Source organism: Actinomadura sp. B10D3, assembly GCF_039871695.1.
Taxonomy (GTDB): domain Bacteria; phylum Actinomycetota; class Actinomycetes; order Streptosporangiales; family Streptosporangiaceae; genus Spirillospora; species Spirillospora madurae.
Window position 1 is genome coordinate 1 of record NZ_JBDPLY010000029.1, and the last position, 19,355, is coordinate 19,355.

Here is a 19,355-nt window from a genome sequence, read left to right on the forward strand (position 1 = left end):
CCTCCCGGCCGGCCAGCAGGGGCACGGTCTGACCACAGAAGTCGGACGCTTCCGGCGGCGGAAGTGCTCACCTGCTGGCGGCTACGGCTACCGAGTCTCTACGACCCGGCAGCTCCCATTAGGCGGCGTCCGGCCGGGGTTCCGTCGGGCAGCCGGACGCTTCCGGCGTCGAAGTTCGCGATGAGCAGGCCGTTCTCGGTCAGCCATGATGCGGCTCGGGTGAGTAGGCCCAGCTTGTCGCCGATGTAGTGCAGGCCGTGGACGCAGGTGATCAGGTCGGATGGTCCGTCCGGCTGCCAGGTCGTTACCGAGGCGGTGATCAGGCGGAGCGCGTTTGTTCCGGGGACGAAGTGGTCTACCAGGTCTACGCCCACGATCTCCGTTTCCGGCAGGACGGCCGCTGCGTCGGCGAGGGCTCGGCCCGTTCCGCAGCACAGGTCGAGCCATCGGTCCCCGGCGAGCTCGGTGATGTCGATGCCCAGCTCGCGGGCGTAGCCGTCGAGACGGCGTTCGCGGTTCATGGCGCAGTTGGCAACGACCGCGGACTGTTCCAGGGCGGCGTCGTCGAGGAGCATCCGGGGATTGTCTCTGATCAGAACGCGACCGTCCGCTCGATGGCGCTCGTGACGACGGCCGTGACGTCGTGGGTGCGGGTGAAGTCGGCGCGCTGCGTCTGGGCGCCGTTGCCGCGTTCGAGCACGTCGCACAGGAGCCCGGCCACGGTTCCGAGGTCGCCCGAGCGGTCGAGCGCGGGGGACAGGTGGTCCAGCAGCGCGGCCACGACCTCGCGGGCGGGCGCGGCGCGGCGGGTGCACGGGTGGACGAGGTCGTCGCGCAGGCCCGAGCGTCCGGCCCGCCACATCGCCAGCCGCATCAGGTCGGCCCGCACCGGGTCGGGCGGCTCGCCGGACCGCCACGCGGCGGCGGCCGTGTCGACCAGGGCGCGGACGAGGGCGGCCATCAGCACCGCGTCGTCGGCCTTCAGGCACACGTCCGCGACGCGGATCTCCACGGTCGGGTAGCGCCGGGACAGCCGGGCGTCGAAGTAGATCATGCCCTCGTCGACCAGCGCCCCGGTCGCGAGCAGCGCCTCGACCGTCGCCCGGTACCCCTCCGCCGAGCCGAAGAGCTCGGTCGGGCCGCTCGACGGCCAGCGGCTCCAGACCTGGTGCCGCCAGCTGTCGTAGCCGGTGTCGGCGCCCTGCCAGAACGGCGAGTTGGCGCTGAGGGCCAGCAGCGGCGGCAGCCACGGCCGGATGCGGTCCAGGACGGCGACGCCCTCGTCCGGGGACTCGATGCCGACGTGCACATGGCAGCCGCAGGTGAGCTGCTCGTCGGCGGTGGGCCCGTAGGCGTCGGCCATCCGCAGGTAGCGGTGCGTCGGGGTCAGCGACGGGCGGACGCTGACCGGCGAGGTCGCGAGCGCCGCCACCGCGACGCCCGCGCCCGCCGCGCACCCGGCCGCGGCCAGCCGCGCCGACCGGAGGTGCTCGGACACCTCGCCGAGCGAGGTGCAGACGGGGGTGGCCGTCTCCAGCTGCTCGCGCTGCAGCTCGGTCTCCAGCGGCTTGGACCGCCGCCCGCCGGTCAGGAAGAGCTCGTCGTGGCGCCGGGCGTACATGATGACGGACCCGGAGACGGCCTGCGGCGCGCCGCTCTCGGGATCGACGAGCAGCAGTTCCTCTTCCACCCCGAAAGTGCGCGGGTCGGTACGAAACGTCACAAGAGAGTACTTCCCGGGGTGCACGGATGTACGTCCCGGACGGGTCTCGTCCTGAGTCGACGAGCGTGCTTACAATGCGCGCCGCCGTTGACCGAGCGCTTGGTTGAAAAGTGGTGATATGTCGTTTCTTGTCGGCCAGTGGGGCACCGGAACCGCCGGCACGCGGGTGCTCAGAGCCCTGATCGAGCACCCGGACCTCGAACTCGCCGGGGTCGTCACCGGCGACCCCCGGCACGTCGGCGCGGACGCCGCCGAACTGGCCGGAAGCGGACGCCCTCTCGGCGTCCTCGCCACCGATGACCCGGCGGAGCTCCTGGCCCGCCGCCCCCATGTCGTCTGCCACACGGAGTCCGACGGGGCGGACGCGGTGGGAGAGCTGTGCCGCCTCCTGGAGGCGGGCGCCGGTGTCGTGTCGGACGCCGTGCCCTCGCTCGTCCATCCGCCGTCCGCCGGCCGGGGCCTGGTCCGGCGCGTCCGCTCGGCCTGCGCCACCGGCGGCGCCGCCTGCCTCACGCTCGGCCCCGGCCCGGCACAGGACGTGCTCCCGCTGCTGCTCAGCGGCGCCTGCCTGCGCATCGAGGCCGTCACGATCACCACGTTCACCGGCCCGGACGCCCCGGAGGGCGCCGGGTTCGGCGCGCCCGCCGGCCACCGCCCGCCGGCCGTGCGGCCCGGCGCCCCGCGGCGCTGCTGGGGCCCGGTGGTCCGCCTTCTCGCCGAGCATCTGGCCGTCCCGCTGGACGAGCTGCGCGAGACCTACGAGCTGTGCACGGCACCCGAGGACATCGGCCGGATCGCCCAGGGCGCCCAGGCGGGGCTGCGGCTCCGGGTGTCGGGCATGCTGGGCGGGCGCCCGGTGATCACCATCGAGCGAATCGCGCGGGCCCGCGCCGACGTGGCCCCGCACTGGCCCGCGGCCCCCTCCGGCGGCGGCCACCGCGTCGAGATCGCCGGCGAGCCGCCCTGGTGCGCCGAGATCGCCGGTCCGGGCGACCCGGCCGCGCTGCGGATGGCGGCCGCCGTTCCGGCGGTGGCCGGGGCCCCGCCCGGACTGCACACGCCGCTGACCCTGCCGCCGTTCACCGGGCGGCGCCTGCTCCGTCCAGCCAGGAGCTGAGCAGCGATCCGGTCTCCTCGAACCGGTCGAGGTAGAGCATGTGCCCGGCCTCGATCTCGCTGATGACGAGGCCGGGCCCGAGCGCCGCGCGCAGGTCCACCACGAACTCGGGCCGGACGAGGTCGGCCTCGGCCGCGATGACCAGGTGCGTCGGGACGTCCGCCGGCGGCGGCAGGTGGGGGCGGGCCATCTCCGAGTACGCCGTCACGACCGCGGCCGGCTCGAACCGCCACCGCAGCCGCCCGTCCGCGCCGTGCTCCAGGTGGACGGCGACCTCCTCGTCCACGGCCTCGTCCGGTGACTTCGGCCAGCGCGCCGCCCGGTGCGCCCGCGCCTCGGCGACGTCACCGAACGACACGGGCGCCAGGTAGCCGCGCGCCTCCTCGGCGGCCTTGGCCGGTTCGAGGCCGATCGCGGGGTCGAGCAGCACGAGCCGCCGCACCCGGCGCCGCGCGCTCCGCGCCAGGTGCACCGCGATCATCCCGCCGTAGGAGTGGCCGACGAGGTCGGCGCGCTCGACGCCCTCGGCGTCCATCAGGGCGAGGACGTCGGCGACGTGCCGCTCGACCGTCCACGGCGGCTCGTGCGTCGACCTCCCGTGCCCGCGCAGGTCGGGTGCCAGGACGGACCGGTCCGCCAGGTACCGTTCGGCGGTCCGGCGCCAGCGCGCTCCGTGCCCTGTGACGCCGTGCAGCAGGACCACGGGGTCGCCGGCAGGATCCCCATACCGATGAACGTGCAATGCCGAGTCCGCCATGAGGTAAAGCGTATGCGCGGAAGCACCCGCGCGGACGGCCTTCACCGGTCACGCCGGGATGTCAGGAACGTTCCCAGCGGACCGACGACAGGGCCAGCAGCGCGACGTGGAGGGACACGCAGGACTCCACATCGTCCAGGTCGGCGTCCAGTACGCGCTCGATCCGGCGGAGCCGTTCGTAGAAGGCGGGACGGGACAGATGCGCCCGCTGGGCGGCCACCGCCTTGTTGCGCCCCGATTCAAGATAGAGCTCCAGAATGCGGGTCAGGTCGCCGCCGCGTTCGGCGTCGTACTCCAGGAGCGGGCCGAGCTCGCGCTCCACGAACGTCTGGACGCGGGCGTCGTCGCGGAGCAGGTGCAGGAGGCCGCGGAGGCGCAGGTCGGGCAGGCGGTAGAAGAGGCGGGCTCCGGAGCCGCGGGCGGCGACGTCGGCGACCTGCTCGGCCTCCAGGAACGAGCGGCGGACGTCCCGGATCGTCTCCACGACGGACCCGGCGGCCATGACCGTGCCGCCGGACTGCGCGCGGATCCGGGTGGCGACCTCGGCGAGCGCCGTCTCCACGTCGGCGCGGGCGGGCAGGGAGGCAAGCACGCCGACGCGGGCGTGCGGGCCGCCCTCGTCCAGCACCCCGACGAGGGCGGCGAGCCGCGCGTCCTTGCAGGCCGCCGCCGCGGTCTCGGCGAGCTGGGACAGCTCCCCGACCGGCGGGGCGGACGAGGCGGGGCCGCGATGGCGCAGCACCGCGCCGAGCAGCCGGCGGCCGGACAGCGGGACGCCGAGGGCGCGGGCGCGGGCGGCGGCCTCCTGCGGGTCGGAGTAGGCGTGCGCGAGGATCCGGGCGATGATCGTCCCGTGCGCCTGGCGCTCGAGGCCCTCGGCGTGCCGGTCGAGGAGGCGGCCGAGGGCGAGCGTGGTCGCGGCCCGCTCGACCAGGACCGTCTCCCGCGGCGACGGGGGCGCGCCGAGGTCGATGATGAGCCGGCCCCAGTCCTCCCCGCGCGCGCCCACCATGGTGACCAGCCAGCCGGACGCCTCGTCGTAGCCGGTGCGGCGGCCCGGCCGCACGGCGCGGGACCGGGTCTCCCACGCCGACAGCAGCTCCGAGGGGTCGGCGCCGCCGGCGTCGGCGGCGAGGACCTGGTGGGCGAGGTTCTCCAGCACGACGGGATGCCCGCCGAGCGCCGCGACCTGCCGGACCACCTCGTCGGTGGAGGCGCCCTCGACCGACAGCTGGGTGAAGATCTCGTGCAGCTGCTCGGAGGCGCGCAGCTCCGCGTACTGCTCCTGCACGATCCGGGCGTGCAGCGACTCGGTGATGTCGACGAACGCGGGCTCGTGCGCCAGCACGATCACCGGGAGGCCGAACTCCTCGGCGGCGGCGGTCAGCGCGGGCGGCAGCACGCTGGCGTAGCGCCGGCCGAGCTCGATCATCAGGCCGCTGACGCCGACCTCGGCGAGGTCGGCGATGTAGGCGCGCAGCCGCTCCGGCTCGTCCGGCAGCGCGATCCCGGTCGTGAGCACCAGCTCGCCGCCGTGCAGCAGGTGGGCGATGTCGGTGACCTCGGCGACGTGCACCCAGCGGACCCGGTTGCCGGTGCGGTCGGCGCCCGCGACGACGTGCGGCTGGCCGCGGCGAACCGCGTCGAGCTGGAGGACGTCGTCGACAGTGGGCAGCATCACCGCGATGGTAGCCGACAGGGTGTCAACGGCGATGATCAGGCCATTACAGTGTGTCAGCCGCGAGCAGACCGTCAAGCGCGGCCGCGCGGTCCTGACACTCTGCGGGTGGCCTCCGGCCCCTCCCGGGAACCAGACTTGTGCCATGTCGGAACACGCGAACCTGCTCCGGCGCCACCGGGCGGTCATGCCGTCGTGGATGGCGCTCAACTACCGGGACCCCATCGAGATCGTCGGCGGCAAGGGCAACCGCGTGACCGACGCGGAGGGCCACGTCTACCTCGACTTCTTCACCGGCATCCTGACCAACATGCTCGGGTACGACGTGCCCGAGGTCCGGGAGGCGGTGGAGCGCCAGATCGCGACGGGCGTCGTGCACACCTCCACCGCGTACCTGCTGCGCGGGCAGGTGGAGCTGGCCGAGAAGATCGCCCGGCTGTCCGGCATCCCGGACGCGAAGGTGTTCTTCGTCAACTCCGGGACGGAGGCGAACGAGGCGGCGCTGCTGCTCGCCGCGTACGCGCGGCGCAGCGACCAGGTCCTCGCGATGCGGCAGAGCTACCACGGCCGGTCGTTCGCCGCGACGGGCGTGACCGGCAACCGGGCCTGGACGAACCTGTCCTTCTCGCCGCTGGACGTCCACTTCCTGCACGGCGCCGACCGCCATCTCCCGCAGTTCGCGGGCATGTCCGACGAGCAGTACATCGACGCCTGCACGCAGGACCTCCGGCACGTGCTCGCCACCGCGACCGGCGGCGACGTCGCCGCGCTCATCGCCGAGCCGATCCAGGGCGTCGGCGGTTTCACGATGCCGCCGGACGGGCTGTTCGCCGCCTACAAGAGCGTCCTGGACGAGCACGGGATCCTGTTCGTCTCCGACGAGGTGCAGACCGGGTGGGGGCGGACGGGGCAGGGCTTCTGGGGCATCGACAACCACGGCGTGACCCCGGACGCGATGACGTTCGCCAAGGGCCTCGGCAACGGCTTCGCGGTGGGCGGTGTCGTCGCGCGCGGCGACCTCATGGACGGCCTGCACGCGGTGGGCATCTCCACCTTCGGCGGCAACCCGGTCTCGATGGCCGCGGCGAACGCGACGCTGGACCACCTCCTCGACCACGACCTGCAGGCCAACGCGGCGCGCCAGGGCGCGACGGTCATCGGCGGGCTGGCGGAGGCGGCCCCCCGGTTCCCGATGGTGGCGGACGTCCGGGGCAAGGGCCTGATGTTCGCCGTCGAGCTCGCCGACCCCCGCACCGGCGAGCCGAGCCCGCCGCTCGCCGCCGCCCTCATGGAGGCGGCCCGCGAGCGGGGGCTGCTGGTCGGCAAGGGCGGCCTGTACGGCAACGTGGTCCGCATGGCACCGCCGATGACCCTCACCGACGACGAGGCCGCCGAAGGCCTCGGCATCCTGATCGCGTGCCTCGAAGCACTGGGGAAGGAGTCCGCATGAGCCGCCGCGTCACCCACTGGATCGGCGGGAAGCCCTACGACGGGGAGCCCGGCCGGCAGGGCGACATCTACGAGCCCGCCACCGGCCGCCTCGCCGGGGCGGTCGACCTCGCCGGGCAGGCCGAGGTCGACGCGGCCGTGGCCGCCGCCAAGCAGGCGTTCCCCGGCTGGCGGGACACCTCGCTCTCGCGGCGCACGGCGGTGCTGTTCGCGTTCCGCGAGCTGGTCGCCCGGCACCGCGACGAGCTGGCGCGGCTCATCTCCGCAGAGCACGGCAAGGTGGTCCCGGACGCGGCGGGCGAGGTGACGCGCGGCCTGGAGGTCGTCGAGTTCGCCTGCGGCATCCCGCACCTGCTCAAGGGCGGCTTCTCCGAGAACGTCTCGTCCCGCGTCGACGCCTACTCGATCCTGCAGCCGGTCGGCGTGGCCGCCGGGATCACCCCGTTCAACTTCCCGGCGATGGTGCCGATGTGGATGTTCCCCGTGGCGATCGCGTGCGGGAACACCTTCGTGCTCAAGCCGTCGGAGAAGGACCCCTCGGCGTCGGTGCGGATCGCCGAGCTGTGGGCCGAGGCGGGGCTGCCGGACGGCGTTTTCAACGTCCTGCACGGCGACAAGGCCGCGGTGGACGGGCTGCTGCACCATTTGGACGTCAAGGCGGTCAGCTTCGTCGGCTCCACCCCCATCGCGCGGTACATCTACGCGACGGCGGCGGCGAACGGCAAGCGGGTGCAGGCGCTCGGCGGCGCCAAGAACCACATGCTCGTGCTGCCGGACGCCGACCTCGACCTCGCCGCGGACGCCGCCGTGTCCGCCGGGTTCGGGTCGGCGGGGGAGCGGTGCATGGCGATCTCCGTCGTCGTGGCCGTGGACCCGGTCGGGGACGAGCTGACGGCCAGGATCCGCGAGCGGGTCGCCCGGCTCAGGATCGGTCCCGGCGACCATCCCGAGGCGGAGATGGGTCCGCTGGTGACCCGGGCGCACCGCGACAAGGTCGCCTCGTACCTGGACGGCGCCGTCGCGCAGGGCGCCACCCTCGCCGTCGACGGGCGCGACCCGGAGGTGCTCGGCGGCGCGGGAGACGGCTTCTGGCTCGGCCCGGCCGTCCTCGACCACGTCACCCCGGACATGGACGCCTACAAGGACGAGATCTTCGGGCCCGTCCTGTCGGTCGTGCGGGCCGGCTCCTACGACGCCGCCATGGAGCTGATCTCCGCCAACCCGTACGGCAACGGAACGGCGATCTTCACCGACGACGGCGGCGCGGCGCGCCGCTTCCAGAACGAGGTGGAGGTCGGCATGGTCGGCGTCAACGTGCCCATCCCGGTGCCGATGGCCTACTACTCCTTCGGCGGCTGGAAGGACTCACTGTTCGGCGACAGTCACGCCCACGGGATGGAGGGCGTCCACTTCTACACCCGGACCAAGGCCGTCACCGCGCGCTGGGCCGATCCCAGCCACCGGGGCGTTGAGCTGGGATTTCCCGCCGGCGGCTGAGGTACGGGAATTTCCTACCTCCGGCGTTTCACGTCGTTGATTTTCGTCCGCCGCGCGCGGACGAATAATGGCTACACCCATTGACGGAGTCTGTGTCCGGCGACACAATCTGACTGTCTCAATTAATTGGGATGAATTCAAAAGTCAGGGTTGGCAGTCAGAAACACGGAGTCCAGGGCCGAGAGGCCACATGGGGCCGGGACGTGCAGGAGAGCCGCGCTATGACCGCAGGCGACCACGCCGCAGAGGTGGACGCCCTCGCAAGGCGATTCCCGGGCTGGACCATCTGGTTCGGCCTGTGCACCGGCCACTGGTGGGCGCTGCCGCCCAAGGACCGCGACGTCGGCGACTTCCTGGAGGCCGACACCCCGCAGCGGCTCATCGCACGGATCGAGGTGGTCAAGCACGCCGCTCCCAGGCGGCCGCCGGCCGGTGCGCCGGCATCCCCCGACGGCCCTCCGCGGCCGTCCCGCGACACCCGGAAGGACGTGCGGCGTCCCTCGAACCTCCTCCGTCTCGAGGGCGTCACACCGTCGCCGTTCGGCCGGGTACCGGTGATCGCGTGGCCAGGCAGCACCGCACGGTGATCCGCTGTTCCCCAACCTCGCCACGCCCGCCGGTGCCGCCGCGGTCCCGGGCAGGACGGCAGCCCGCGCCATATCCCTCTCCAGCAACCTCCGTGTATGGCGCGGACGCCAGCACCCGCCGTCTCCCGGGGCCCCGGCGGTTTCTCCGTTGAGCCGCCGGCCGAAATGCGCCAGCAAACGGTACGGCAATGGCTATAGCGTTCTTACCTCCGGGAAAGTTTCGGCGGAACTCCCGAGTCGCGATCACCGGTAATTGCCGACCGCGCGGCTCGAAGTCGGCGGGAAATACCGCGCCCGACCGGCGATAAATTCGCCGACCGCCTCCGGGACGGACGGAATGGCGGCCGGAGGGGTGCGGACCCCGGCCGGTGCCGGGTGCGCGCCGCTCCGCGGCGCCGGAGACGCTACGCTGCGCCGACGGGCCCCGTTCGTGAAGGGGGAGGACCCTGGCAAGGATCGGGAGCGAGATGCGGCTGACGGCCACGGCACGGGTCTGGACGGCAGGGGCCCTGGTGGCGGCCACGGCACTCGCCGCCGGGCTGGTCTCCTGCAGCGGGGACGAGGAGAAGCCGGCCGCGGTCGCCAAGGTCGCCAGCACCCTCGGGCCGGGTGAGGGCATGCTGAACCTGGTCGCCCTCCCCGGGTCCGTCGAGAGCGGCACCACCGACCCGCGCGTCGACTGGGTCACCCCGTTCCAGAAGCGCACCGGCTGCAAGGTCGGGCTGAAGATGGTCCAGACGCCCGAGGAGATGGCCGCCCTCATGCGCGACCCCGGCCGCCGCTACGACGGCGTCGCGGCGCCGCCCGAGGTCGCCGGCGGGCTGATCGAGGACGACCAGGTCGTCCCGGTCAACCCCGACCTCGTGGACGGCTACAAGAAGCTGGAGCCGAAGCTCCGCAAGCTGCTGGACCGCGGCGGCAAGCACTACGGCATCCCGTACGTGTGGGGCTCCAACCTGCTCACCTACGACACCCGGACCGTGCCGCCGCCGGCGAGCTGGGCCGCGCTGTTCGACCCCGGCCAGGCCCGCCGGTACTCCGGCAAACTGATCATGCGGGACAGCCCGCTCGCCATCGCCGAGGCCGCGCTCTACCTCAAGGGCGAGCGGCGCAAGCTCAAGATCCGCGACCCGTACTCGCTGACGCCGGAGCAGCTCGCCGCCGCCGGGCGCGTGCTCGCCGAGCAGCGCCCGTACGTCGGGGAGTACTGGGACCTGCCGGCCGACGCCGTCAGCGCGTTCGCCGGGGGCCGGGCCGTCCTCGGGCAGGCGTGGCCCTACCACGTGGACGTGCTGAACCGCGCGTCCCGTCCCGTCCAGGGCGTCATCCCGTCGGAGGGCGCGACCGGGTGGATGGACGCGTGGATGATCGGCGTCCGCGCCCAGCACCCCAACTGCATGTACCAGTGGCTCCAGTGGACGGCCTCGCCGGACGTCCAGCAGCAGGTCGCCGAGTGGACCGGGGTGGCGCCCGCCAACCCGCAGGCGTGCTCGGGCGACCGCCTCCGGGCCGGGTTCTGCGCCGCCTACCACGTGGGCGACCGCGCCTACCTCGACAAGATCATCTTCGCGCACGCGCCGTCGAAGGCGTGCCGCGGGAAGAAGGACGAGGACGAGAAGGCCGGTTGCACGGACTACGCCGAGTGGACCCGCACCTGGCTCACGGCGACGCGGACGAAGGGCTGACGGCGGCCCCTAGGGGTCTCTCCGGCGCGTCCGGCCGCCCCCAGCCGGACGCGCCTGCGGGGTGGTCCCGGACTTCCCCCCGAACGCCCGGGTCACCCTTCTCCTTGGAGAGACCTCCATGACGGCGGCGGCAGGCACCGCCGTCAGCGCGGGCGGCGGCTCCCCGACCGGCCGCCCGGCGTCCGTGAACGGCTCCCTGGGGCCCCGGCGTGCGCGGGGTGCCGGCGGGGCGGGTGCGCAGTCGTCGCACGCGAACACCCCGGACGAGTCCGGCAGGCGGCCGACGCGGACGCGCGGCCGGGGCCAGCTCTTGCGGCAGACGACGCATGCGTCGCCCAGGCGCTGGGCTCTGCTGAGCCCGCCATGGTCGACGAGCGGCTCGCCTGTCTGGCCCATGTCTCCATCCCCCGGCGGGAGTCGGCTTCACGTCACTCCTTTATAGGCGGGGAAGGGTGTGGTCTCCGTTACCGAAGGTGAAAAGGGCGGCAAAGCATCCCGTGTCGCCGGGACGTCCAAGATCGGCTGGGCTATGCGCGTCCGGGGCCCGCGCCGGAAGCCCCGCGGAGCGGGGGATTGCAGACCGGGGCTATGCGGTCGCGGGCGGGGATCTTTGCCGTCCGTTGGGCGGCAGTTGCGTACAAAGGAGACATGTCTGCCTGGAACGTCGGTCTCCGGCGCGTCCGGCCGCGCAGGCCCCGCCCCGTACGGGCGCGCGTGACGTTCGCGGTCACCGCACTCGGCTCCCTTCTGGCGGCCGTGGTGGCCCTGGCGGCCGTGGCGCTGGCCCTGCTGGCCGACGTCGGCCGCCCCGGAGTGCTTGCGGCGGTCATGGCGGTGCTGGCCGCGGCCGCCGCGTGCCTGGCCGGCTGGGGCGTCGTCCGCCTCGCCCGCGGGCTGCGGGATCCGGTGCGCCGGCTCTGCCGGGACCTGGAGGACCTCGACGAGGCCGACCTGAGCGAGCGGGTCGGCGTCCCGGCCACGGGCGACGACGTGCAGCGGCTGGCCGGCCACGTGAACCGCCTGCTCGGCAGGCTGGACGGCGCGGCCGCCCAGCGGCGCGCCTTCATCTCCGACGCCTCGCACGAGCTGCGCACGCCGATCACCGGCCTGCGGACCCGCATCGAGCTCGCCCTCGCCGCCCCCGAGGACGGGGACGTCGCCGAGACGCTGCGGTCCTCGCTAGCCGACATCGAGCGCCTGCACCACATCGTGGACGACCTTCTCGTGCTCGCCCGCCTCGACGCCGGCGACGTCCCCGTCCGCGAGCGCATCGACCTCGGCGCGCTGGTGGAGTCGGAGGTCGCCCGCCGCTCCTCCGCCGTCCCGACGACCGTCAAGGTGGAGCCGGGGGTCATGGTGATGGGCAACCGGCTGCGCCTCTGCCGCGTCGTCCTCAACCTGCTCGCCAACGCCGAGCGCTACGCGGGCGGGCAGATCGAGGTCGAGGCGCGCGCGGACGGCGTGGACGCCGTCGTCGAGGTGCGCGACGACGGCCCCGGCATCCCGCACGCCGACCGCGACCGCGTCTTCGAGCGCTTCGCCCGGCTGGACACGGCGCGCAGCCGCGACAAGGGCGGCAGCGGCCTCGGTCTCTCGATCGCCCGGCAGATCGCGATCGGCCACGGCGGGAGCCTGTACGTCGCCGACGGCACCTACGGCGCCCGCCTCGTCCTGCGGCTCCCGCTCGTCCGGTGACTCAGCGGAACGCGGCGACGGCGCCGGCGGCCCACTGCGCGAACGACCGCGCCGGGCGGCCGAGGACCTTCTGCACGTCCGGACTGACCCGCCGCTCGGCGGCCGTGGGCTCGCCGAGGATGTCCAGGGTGGCGTCGACGACCGGCTCGGGCATGAACTCCAGCATCTGGGCCCTCGCCTCCTCCCGCGTCTGCTCGGTGAACGCCACCGGCTCGCCCAGCGCCTCGCCGATGATCCGCGCGCGGTCCCGCGGCGTGACCGGCGCCGGGCCCGTGAGCTCGTAGACGCGGCCGGCGTGCCCGCCCTCCCGCAGCACCGCGGCCGCGACCTCGGCGATGTCGGCCGGGTCGACGAACGGCAGCGCGACGCCGGCGAACGGCGCGGCGGCCGACCGGTGCGCGCGGACGGGCTCCGCCCACGCGTACGCGTTGCTGGCGAAGCCGCCCGGCCGCAGGATCGTCCAGTCGAGCCCCGACTCCCGGACGGCCTCCTCGAACGCCCTCAGCCGCGCGTGGGCGGGCGACTCCGGGCGCGTCCCCGCCCCCTGGGACGACAGCAGCACGACGTTCGCGACGCCGGAGGCCTTCACCACGTCGAGGACGTCGCGCGGGCCGGGGCCGGCAGGGGAGCCGAGCAGCGGCCCGGCGATGAGGAGGAAGAGGGCGTCCGCTCCGTCCAGGGCGGGCCGGAGGGTTTCGAGGTCGGCGAGGTCGGCCGCGCGGTGGCGGACGCCGTCCGGCAGATCGTCCGGGACGTGCCGGGACACGGCCGTCACGTCCTCGCCCGCCCCGGCCAGCGCCCGGACGAGCGGCCGTCCGACGTTCCCCGTGGCACCCGTGACAACGATCATGAGTCACTCCGTATGAGCTGCGCTGACGCCGCCGCGGCGGCGCTGTCGCGGTGCGACCCGGCGAAGCTAGCATCCTCGATATAGTAGGTACCTAGAAGATAGTGACTACCCGGGAGGGCGCCGTGGGGACCGTGTGGAACGCGGAGGAGCTCGACGCCGAGCTCGCCTGTCCGATCGCCCCTGTGGTCGACATCGTGTTCAGCCGGTGGACGACCCCGATCCTGTGGACGCTGCACGAGTACGGCCGGCAGCGGTTCGTCGAGCTGCAGCGCCGCATCGGCTCCATCACGCCGAAGGTGCTGACGCAGCGGCTCCGGCAGATGGAGCGCGACGGGCTCGTCGTCCGCACCTACCACCCCGAGGTGCCGCCGCGCGTCGAGTACGAGATCAGCGAGCTGGGACGCAGCCTCGCGCCGCTGTTCGCGTCGCTCGCCGAGTGGTCCGCGGAGAACCTGGAGAAGGTGGAGCGGGCGCGGCACGCCTACGACGCCGCCGGGAGTTGACCGGGCCGATGCCCGACAATGGGACGGTGATGTCTGCACCCAGCCCCGACGCGACCGTCCGCGAGGTCGCCGTCCTCGGCTCCACCGGTTCGATCGGCACCCAGGCGCTCGACGTGATCCGCCGCAACCCCGGCCGGTTCCGGGTGACCGGCCTCGCGGCGGGCGGCGGCCGGGTCGACCTGCTGGCCGCGCAGGCGCTGGAGTTCCGTCCCGAGGTCGTCGCGGTGGCCAAGGCGTCCGCCGCGCAGGAGCTCCAGCTCGCCTTCTACGCCGAGGCGAAACGGCGCGGCTACGCCACCGGCGACTACCCCCTACCCAAGATCGCGGCGGGACCGGACGCGGTCGCCGAGGTCGCCGCGTGGCGGTGCGACGTGGTGCTGAACGGGGTGACCGGAGCCCTCGGCCTCGCCTCGACCCTCGCCGCGCTGGACGCGGGCCGGACGCTCGCCCTCGCCAACAAGGAGTCGCTCATCATCGGCGGCCCCCTCGTCAAGGAGCGGGCGCGGCCGGGGCAGATCGTCCCCGTCGACTCCGAGCACTCGGCGCTCGCCCAGTGCCTGCGCGGCGGGCGCGCCGAGGAGGTGCGGCGGCTCGTGCTGACCGCGAGCGGCGGCCCGTTCCGCGGGCGCCGCCGCGCCGAGCTGGCCGAGGTCACCCCCGAGGAGGCGATGAACCACCCCACCTGGGACATGGGCCCGGTCGTCACGATCAACTCCGCGACCCTCGTCAACAAGGGCCTGGAGGTCATCGAGGCGCACCTGCTCTTCGACGTCCCGATGGACCGGATCGAGGTCATGGTGCACCCGCAGTCGGTCGTCCACTCGATGGTCGAGTTCACCGACGGCTCCACGCTCGCCCAGGTCAGCCCGCCCGACATGCGGCTGCCGATCGCGCTCGGGATCGACTGGCCCGACCGCGTCCCGGACGCCGCGCCCGGCCTCGACTGGACGAGGGCCCACACCTGGGAGCTGTTCCCGCTCGACGACGAGGCGTTCCCGGCCGTCGCGCTGGCGCGGCACGCCGGTGAGCTGGGCGGTACCGTCCCGGCGGTTTACAACGCCGCCAACGAGGAATGTGTGGACGCGTTCCGCGCCGGACGGCTTCCGTTCCTCGGGATAGTCGACACGATCGCGCGGGTAGTGGAGGAGCACGGTTCCGGAGCCACCGCAGACCTGTCGCTGGACGACGTCCTCGCGGCGGACGGATGGGCGCGGGCCCGGACCGCGGAACTGACCGGAACCGGCTGACCCGGGGCCCGCCTCGGGACCGACCCCGAGGAGACCCGATGGCCTTCGTCCTCGGCGCCGTGGCGTTCGTCGTCGCGCTGCTGGTGTCGGTGATGCTGCACGAGGGCGGGCACCTGCTGACCGCCAAGCGGTTCGGCATGAAGGCCACCCAGTACTTCGTGGGTTTCGGGCCGACCCTGTGGTCCGTCCGGCGCGGCGAGACCGAGTACGGGGTGAAGGCGATCCCGCTGGGCGGCTTCGTCAAGATCGTCGGCTACACGCCGCTGGAGGAGATCGCCCCGGCGGACCGCCCGCGCGCCTTCTACCGGCAGCCGGCCGGCCGCCGCGCGGTGGTCATCGTCGCGGGCGTCGTCGCCAACTTCGCGTTCGCGTTCCTGCTGCTCATGGTGATGGCCATGACGGTCGGGGTGCGCGAGTCCGGCACGGTGACCAGCACGGTGGAGGAGGTCACGCCCTGCGTGCCGGCCGCGATGACGAGCGATTGCGGCGGCGACCGCCCGCGGTCCCCGGCGGCCGTCGCGGGGCTGCGCGCGGGCGACCGCGTCGTCTCCTTCGGCGGCACGCCGGTGTCCGACTGGGACGGCCTCACCGGGGCGATCGACGACGCGAAGCCGGGGCAGACGGTCCAGGTGGTCGTCCAGCGGCCGGGCACGCCGCGGCCGGTGACTCTGCCCATCACCCTGGCGGACGTGGACGGGCGGCCGTTCGTCGGCATGTCCGCGAAGGTCGTCGGCGCCGGGTACGAGCGGACCGGCCCGCTGAACGCGGCCGTCTTCGCCGGACAGGGCATCGGCCGGACCGTCGCCGGGATCGGCGAGGTCGCGGCGGACCTGCCGTCCGCCGTGCCGAAGCTGTTCACGCCCGAGCGGGAGAGCACGCCGGGCGGCCAGGTCGGCAGCGTGGTCGGCGCGACCGACGTGTCCGGGCAGATCTTCGCCTCCGACAGCTCCACGCGGGACAAGCTCGCCCTGTACCTGTCGCTGGTCGTGTCGGTGAACATCTTCCTCGGCGCGCTGAACGTCCTGCCCCTGCTGCCGCTGGACGGCGGCCACCTCGCGGTCGTCGCCTACGAGCGGGCGCGCGCCGGCGTCAACCGGATCCGGGGGCGGCCGGATCCGGGCACGGTCGACATGACCCGGCTGCTGCCCTTGACATACCTGGCCGTCCTGGTGCTCGTGGGACTCGGGGTGCTGCTGATCCTCGCCGACCTGTTCAATCCGCTCCGGCTACCGGAATGACCCAAAATGTTCACGTTCCGGGGTCAAATGCTCACAGTGATATATGCCGCGCGGCGTCAACTCAGCGGCGCAGGGCGCCTAGGCTTTGTACGGGGCCGCAAGTCAGAGGAGAGGGATGAGCGTTTCACTGGGAATTCCGAGCGTCCGCGGCGAAGGCGACGGGCAGGGGGCGCCGGGTCCGATCGCGCCCCGCCGCGCATCCCGGCAGATCATGGTCGGGAACGTTCCGGTCGGGGGCGACGCGCCGGTGTCGGTGCAGTCCATGACCACCACGCTCACCGCCGACGTGAACGCCACGCTCCAGCAGATCGCGGAGCTGACCGCGTCCGGCTGCCAGATCGTCCGGGTCGCGGTGCCGTCGCAGGACGACGCCGACGCGCTGCCGGCGATCGCCCGCAAGTCGCCGATCCCCGTCATCGCCGACATCCACTTCCAGCCCAAGTACGTGTTCGCGGCGATCGACGCGGGCTGCGCGGCCGTCCGGGTCAACCCCGGCAACATCAAGAAGTTCGACGACAAGGTCGGCGAGATCGCGCGCGCCGCCAAGGACGCGGGCGTGCCGATCCGGATCGGGGTGAACGCCGGCTCGCTCGACAAGCGGCTGCTGGAGAAGCACGGCAAGGCCACTCCCGACGCGCTCGTGGAGTCGGCGCTGTGGGAGTGCTCGCTGTTCGAGGAGCACGACTTCCGCGACATCAAGATCTCCGTCAAGCACAACGACCCGGTCGTGATGATCGAGGCGTACCGGAAGCTGGCGGCGGCCTGCGACTACCCGCTGCACCTCGGCGTCACCGAGGCCGGCCCGGCGTTCCAGGGCACGATCAAGTCGGCGGTCGCGTTCGGCGCGCTGCTCGCGGAGGGCATCGGCGACACGATCCGGGTGTCGCTGTCGGCGCCGCCGGTCGAGGAGGTCAAGGTCGGCGCGGCGATCCTGGAGTCGCTCGGGCTGCGCACCCGCGGCCTGGAGATCGTGTCCTGCCCGTCCTGCGGGCGCGCGCAGGTGGACGTCTACTCGCTCGCCGAGCAGGTCACCGCCGGGCTGAAGGACTTCCCCGTCCCGCTGCGCGTCGCGGTGATGGGCTGCGTGGTGAACGGGCCGGGCGAGGCTCGCGAAGCCGACCTCGGCGTCGCGTCCGGCAACGGCAAGGGCCAGATCTTCGTGAAGGGGCAGGTCGTCAAGACCGTCCCCGAGTCGCAGATCGTCGAGACGCTGATCGAGGAGGCCATGCGGATCGCCGACGAGATGGGCATCGAGATCGGCGAGGACGGCTCGGTCTCCGGCCCCGGCGCCGACGTGGTGGTCGGCTGATCCCGCCGATGCGCTGACGCCGTAGCGTCCGAAGGGCCCCGGGTGGTCGACCCGGGGCCCTTTCGCATGCCCGGGGACCGCGGGCCGCGATCCCGGATCCGGAACGATCCTGCATATCACGGAGTTCCGCTGATCTTGTCACGATTCGGCATCCACTCTGATCAGGACCTGTCGAGCCGGATGCCCGAACCGCAACAATCTTCACTCATTTACCCGTATGTCTGACTCAACCGGAGTCGGCACGATAGGGGGATATGTGAAGAGGATCGTTGTCGTGGCCGCGGTGGCCGGGCTCGGTCTCACCGGCCTCGGCGCCACAAGCGCACAGGCCGCGGGTCCATCCGCCGGAACGGCCGGAGGCTTCAACCCCGCCGCGCTCAAATGGCACGCCTGCCCCACCGACTTCGTCCAGACGGTGCACGACCTCTACGACGCCCTGTACCCGGTCTCCAAGATCGTGCAGTGCGCCGAGCTGTCGGTGCCCCTGGACTACGCCAAGCCGCAGGGCAAGAAGATCACGCTCCAGCTCACCAGGACGCCGCACACCGGCGAGGGCAAGGCGAAGGGCGACATCGTCGTCAACCCGGGTGGCCCCGGGGGCGGCGGCGCGCTCTTCGGGCCGCGCGTGTTCGCGCAGAACTCCGCCCCGATGCGGGAGGCCTACAACGTCATCGGGTTCGACCCGCGCGGCGTCGGCATGAGCGTCCCCGCGCTGAGCTGCGACCCCACCTACACCAACGCCCCGAGGCCCGACTACGGCACCGGCGACCGCACGTCCGTCGCCACCTGGCTGAAGCTGTCCAAGGGCTACGCGGACGACTGCGGCAAGGCCGACAAGATCGGGCTGCTGGACCACGTCAAGACCATCGACTCGGTGAACGACGTGGAGACGATCCGCAAGGCGCTCGGCGGCGACAAGCTCGACTACTACGGCGCCTCCTACGGCACCTACCTCGGCTCGGCCTACGCCACCGTGTACCCGAAGAACGTCGACAAGATGGTCCTCGACGGCAACGTCGGCCCGTCCGGCGTCTGGTACCAGGCCAACCTCAACCAGGACATCGCCTTCGACAAGAACATCGAGTACTACTTCGGCTGGATCGCCAAGTACGACTCGGTGTACCACCTGGGCGCGACGCAGAAGAAGGTGCGGAGCTTCTTCTACGACCTGCGCGGCAAGCTCAAGGACAAGCCGGTCTACTTCACCGACCCCGACAGCGGGCAGCAGTTCGCCGTCGGACCGGACGAGCTGACCGACGTGATCCTGAACGCCGCCTACCGCCGCAGCCAGGCCATCTGGCACGGCTACGCCGCCGGCCTCGCCGCCTTCAAGACCGGCGACACCGCCACGTTCGCCGGGACGTTCGGCTCCCCGACGTCCGGCGAGTCCGACGACAACGGCTACGCGATGTACGCCGCGACCGAGTGCACCGACGCCCAGTGGCCGCTGAGCTGGAAGAAGTGGCAGCGGGACAACGAGAAGATCAACCGCAAGCACCCGTTCATGACGTGGAGCAACGCCTGGTTCAACGCGCCCTGCCTGTTCTGGCCCGCCAAGGCCGGCAAGCCGGTGAACATCGGCCACACGCGCGACCTGCCGAAGAACATCCTGATGTTCCAGTCGACCGCCGACGCGGCCACCCCGTACGAGGGTGCGCTGGAGCTGCAGCGCCGGCTCAAGGGCTCGCGCCTGGTCGTCCAGGACGGTGACCGCACGCACTGCATCGTCCACCGCGGTTCCGCCGAGGTGGACGCCTACTTCGACGCCTACTTCCTGCGGGGAGAGCGTCCGGGGCAGCGCACCGTGCACGTTCCGCAGCTCGGCGACCCGACGCCGCCGTCGTCGGCGACCGCCAGGACGCTGAGCGGTTCGGCTTCGCAGAAGGCCGCGCGCCTGAAGGCCGACGTCATCCGCTGAGGCCCGGCCGCCAGGCCGTCGGCACAGGGCCGTCCGCGTGGGGCCCCGGGGAGCGATCTCCGGGGCCCGGCGCGGCCGGCGCATCCATGTCGCAGTACACAT

General features: G+C 72.9%; 17 protein-coding genes. 11 read left to right on the top strand and 6 right to left on the bottom strand.

The genetic code is table 11. The features are described 5' to 3' along the window. Nucleotides 1-98: 98 nt before the first annotated feature. Both ABGB11_RS32760 and ABGB11_RS32765 read right to left on the bottom strand, forming a co-directional pair. Nucleotides 99-575 (bottom strand): methyltransferase domain-containing protein, encoded by a 477-nt coding sequence (locus ABGB11_RS32760; RefSeq protein ID WP_347639270.1) that lies wholly within the window; start codon nt 573-575, stop codon nt 99-101. Nucleotides 576-592: 17 nt separating this feature from the next. Next, a complete protein-coding gene (locus ABGB11_RS32765; protein WP_347639272.1) occupies nt 593-1,747 on the bottom strand; it encodes a glutamate--cysteine ligase in 1,155 nt (384 codons plus the stop codon). Between the two features lie 94 nt (nt 1,748-1,841). Here ABGB11_RS32765 and ABGB11_RS32770 point away from each other — a divergent pair, with 94 nt between their 5' ends. Continuing rightward, nucleotides 1,842-2,840 (top strand): hypothetical protein, encoded by a 999-nt coding sequence (locus ABGB11_RS32770; RefSeq protein WP_347639274.1) that lies wholly within the window; start codon nt 1,842-1,844, stop codon nt 2,838-2,840. Here the strand turns inward: ABGB11_RS32770 and ABGB11_RS32775 are convergent. After that, nucleotides 2,803-3,597 carry an alpha/beta hydrolase gene (locus tag ABGB11_RS32775; protein WP_347639276.1) on the bottom strand — a complete coding sequence of 265 codons (795 nt, stop codon included), beginning with the start codon at nt 3,595-3,597 and terminating at the stop codon, nt 2,803-2,805. The two genes, ABGB11_RS32770 and ABGB11_RS32775, sit on opposite strands and share 38 nt — an antisense overlap. 61 nt (nt 3,598-3,658) lie before the next feature. Continuing rightward, nucleotides 3,659-5,275, bottom strand: coding sequence for a PucR family transcriptional regulator ligand-binding domain-containing protein (locus ABGB11_RS32780; RefSeq protein ID WP_347639278.1), 1,617 nt, complete (start codon nt 5,273-5,275; stop codon nt 3,659-3,661). A 145-nt stretch (nt 5,276-5,420) separates the two neighbouring features. Here ABGB11_RS32780 and ABGB11_RS32785 point away from each other — a divergent pair, with 145 nt between their 5' ends. The 4 genes from ABGB11_RS32785 to ABGB11_RS32800 all read left to right on the top strand — a co-directional run bounded on the left by ABGB11_RS32785 (nt 5,421) and on the right by ABGB11_RS32800 (nt 10,493). Next, nucleotides 5,421-6,725, top strand: a complete 1,305-nt coding sequence (locus tag ABGB11_RS32785; protein WP_347639279.1) for an aspartate aminotransferase family protein — start codon at nt 5,421-5,423, stop codon at nt 6,723-6,725. After that, on the top strand, nt 6,722-8,221 hold the full coding sequence (locus ABGB11_RS32790; protein ID WP_347639281.1) for a CoA-acylating methylmalonate-semialdehyde dehydrogenase: 1,500 nt from the start codon (nt 6,722-6,724) through the stop codon (nt 8,219-8,221). The genes ABGB11_RS32785 and ABGB11_RS32790 overlap by 4 nt, the downstream gene beginning before the upstream one ends. Before the next feature lie 221 nt (nt 8,222-8,442). Then, nucleotides 8,443-8,808, top strand: a complete 366-nt coding sequence (locus ABGB11_RS32795; protein ID WP_347639283.1) for a hypothetical protein — start codon at nt 8,443-8,445, stop codon at nt 8,806-8,808. Nucleotides 8,809-9,275: 467 nt separating this feature from the next. After that, nucleotides 9,276-10,493 carry an ABC transporter substrate-binding protein gene (locus ABGB11_RS32800; protein ID WP_347639285.1) on the top strand — a complete coding sequence of 406 codons (1,218 nt, stop codon included), beginning with the start codon at nt 9,276-9,278 and terminating at the stop codon, nt 10,491-10,493. Nucleotides 10,494-10,502: 9 nt separating this feature from the next. Here the strand turns inward: ABGB11_RS32800 and ABGB11_RS32805 are convergent, their stop codons facing one another. Beyond that, on the bottom strand, nt 10,503-10,889 hold the full coding sequence (locus tag ABGB11_RS32805; protein WP_347639456.1) for a hypothetical protein: 387 nt from the start codon (nt 10,887-10,889) through the stop codon (nt 10,503-10,505). A gap of 252 nt (nt 10,890-11,141) precedes the next feature. Between ABGB11_RS32805 and ABGB11_RS32810 the strand changes: the two genes are divergently transcribed. Next, nucleotides 11,142-12,188, top strand: coding sequence for a HAMP domain-containing sensor histidine kinase (locus tag ABGB11_RS32810; RefSeq protein ID WP_347639287.1), 1,047 nt, complete (start codon nt 11,142-11,144; stop codon nt 12,186-12,188). Nucleotide 12,189: 1 nt separating this feature from the next. Here the strand turns inward: ABGB11_RS32810 and ABGB11_RS32815 are convergent, their stop codons facing one another. After that, the gene (locus tag ABGB11_RS32815; protein WP_347639289.1) at nt 12,190-13,038 is read right to left on the bottom strand and encodes an NAD(P)H-binding protein; all 849 of its coding nucleotides are present in this window, start codon (nt 13,036-13,038) and stop codon (nt 12,190-12,192) included. A gap of 122 nt (nt 13,039-13,160) precedes the next feature. Here ABGB11_RS32815 and ABGB11_RS32820 point away from each other — a divergent pair, with 122 nt between their 5' ends. The 5 genes from ABGB11_RS32820 (at nt 13,161) to ABGB11_RS32840 (ending at nt 19,253) form a co-directional block, all read left to right on the top strand. After that, the gene (locus ABGB11_RS32820) at nt 13,161-13,541 is read left to right on the top strand and encodes a helix-turn-helix domain-containing protein (protein WP_347639291.1); all 381 of its coding nucleotides are present in this window, start codon (nt 13,161-13,163) and stop codon (nt 13,539-13,541) included. Between the two features lie 29 nt (nt 13,542-13,570). Then, nucleotides 13,571-14,788, top strand: coding sequence for a 1-deoxy-D-xylulose-5-phosphate reductoisomerase (dxr, locus tag ABGB11_RS32825; protein WP_347639293.1), 1,218 nt, complete (start codon nt 13,571-13,573; stop codon nt 14,786-14,788). Nucleotides 14,789-14,826: 38 nt separating this feature from the next. Further along, nucleotides 14,827-16,026, top strand: a complete 1,200-nt coding sequence (locus ABGB11_RS32830; protein ID WP_347639295.1) for an RIP metalloprotease — start codon at nt 14,827-14,829, stop codon at nt 16,024-16,026. A gap of 115 nt (nt 16,027-16,141) precedes the next feature. Beyond that, complete coding sequence (ispG, locus tag ABGB11_RS32835; protein ID WP_347639297.1) at nt 16,142-17,335, top strand: flavodoxin-dependent (E)-4-hydroxy-3-methylbut-2-enyl-diphosphate synthase; 1,194 nt, start codon at nt 16,142-16,144, stop codon at nt 17,333-17,335. A 256-nt stretch (nt 17,336-17,591) separates the two neighbouring features. Continuing rightward, entirely contained in the window at nt 17,592-19,253 is a 1,662-nt protein-coding gene (locus tag ABGB11_RS32840) for an alpha/beta hydrolase (protein ID WP_347639299.1), read from the top strand. Nucleotides 19,254-19,355: the final 102 nt, after the last annotated feature.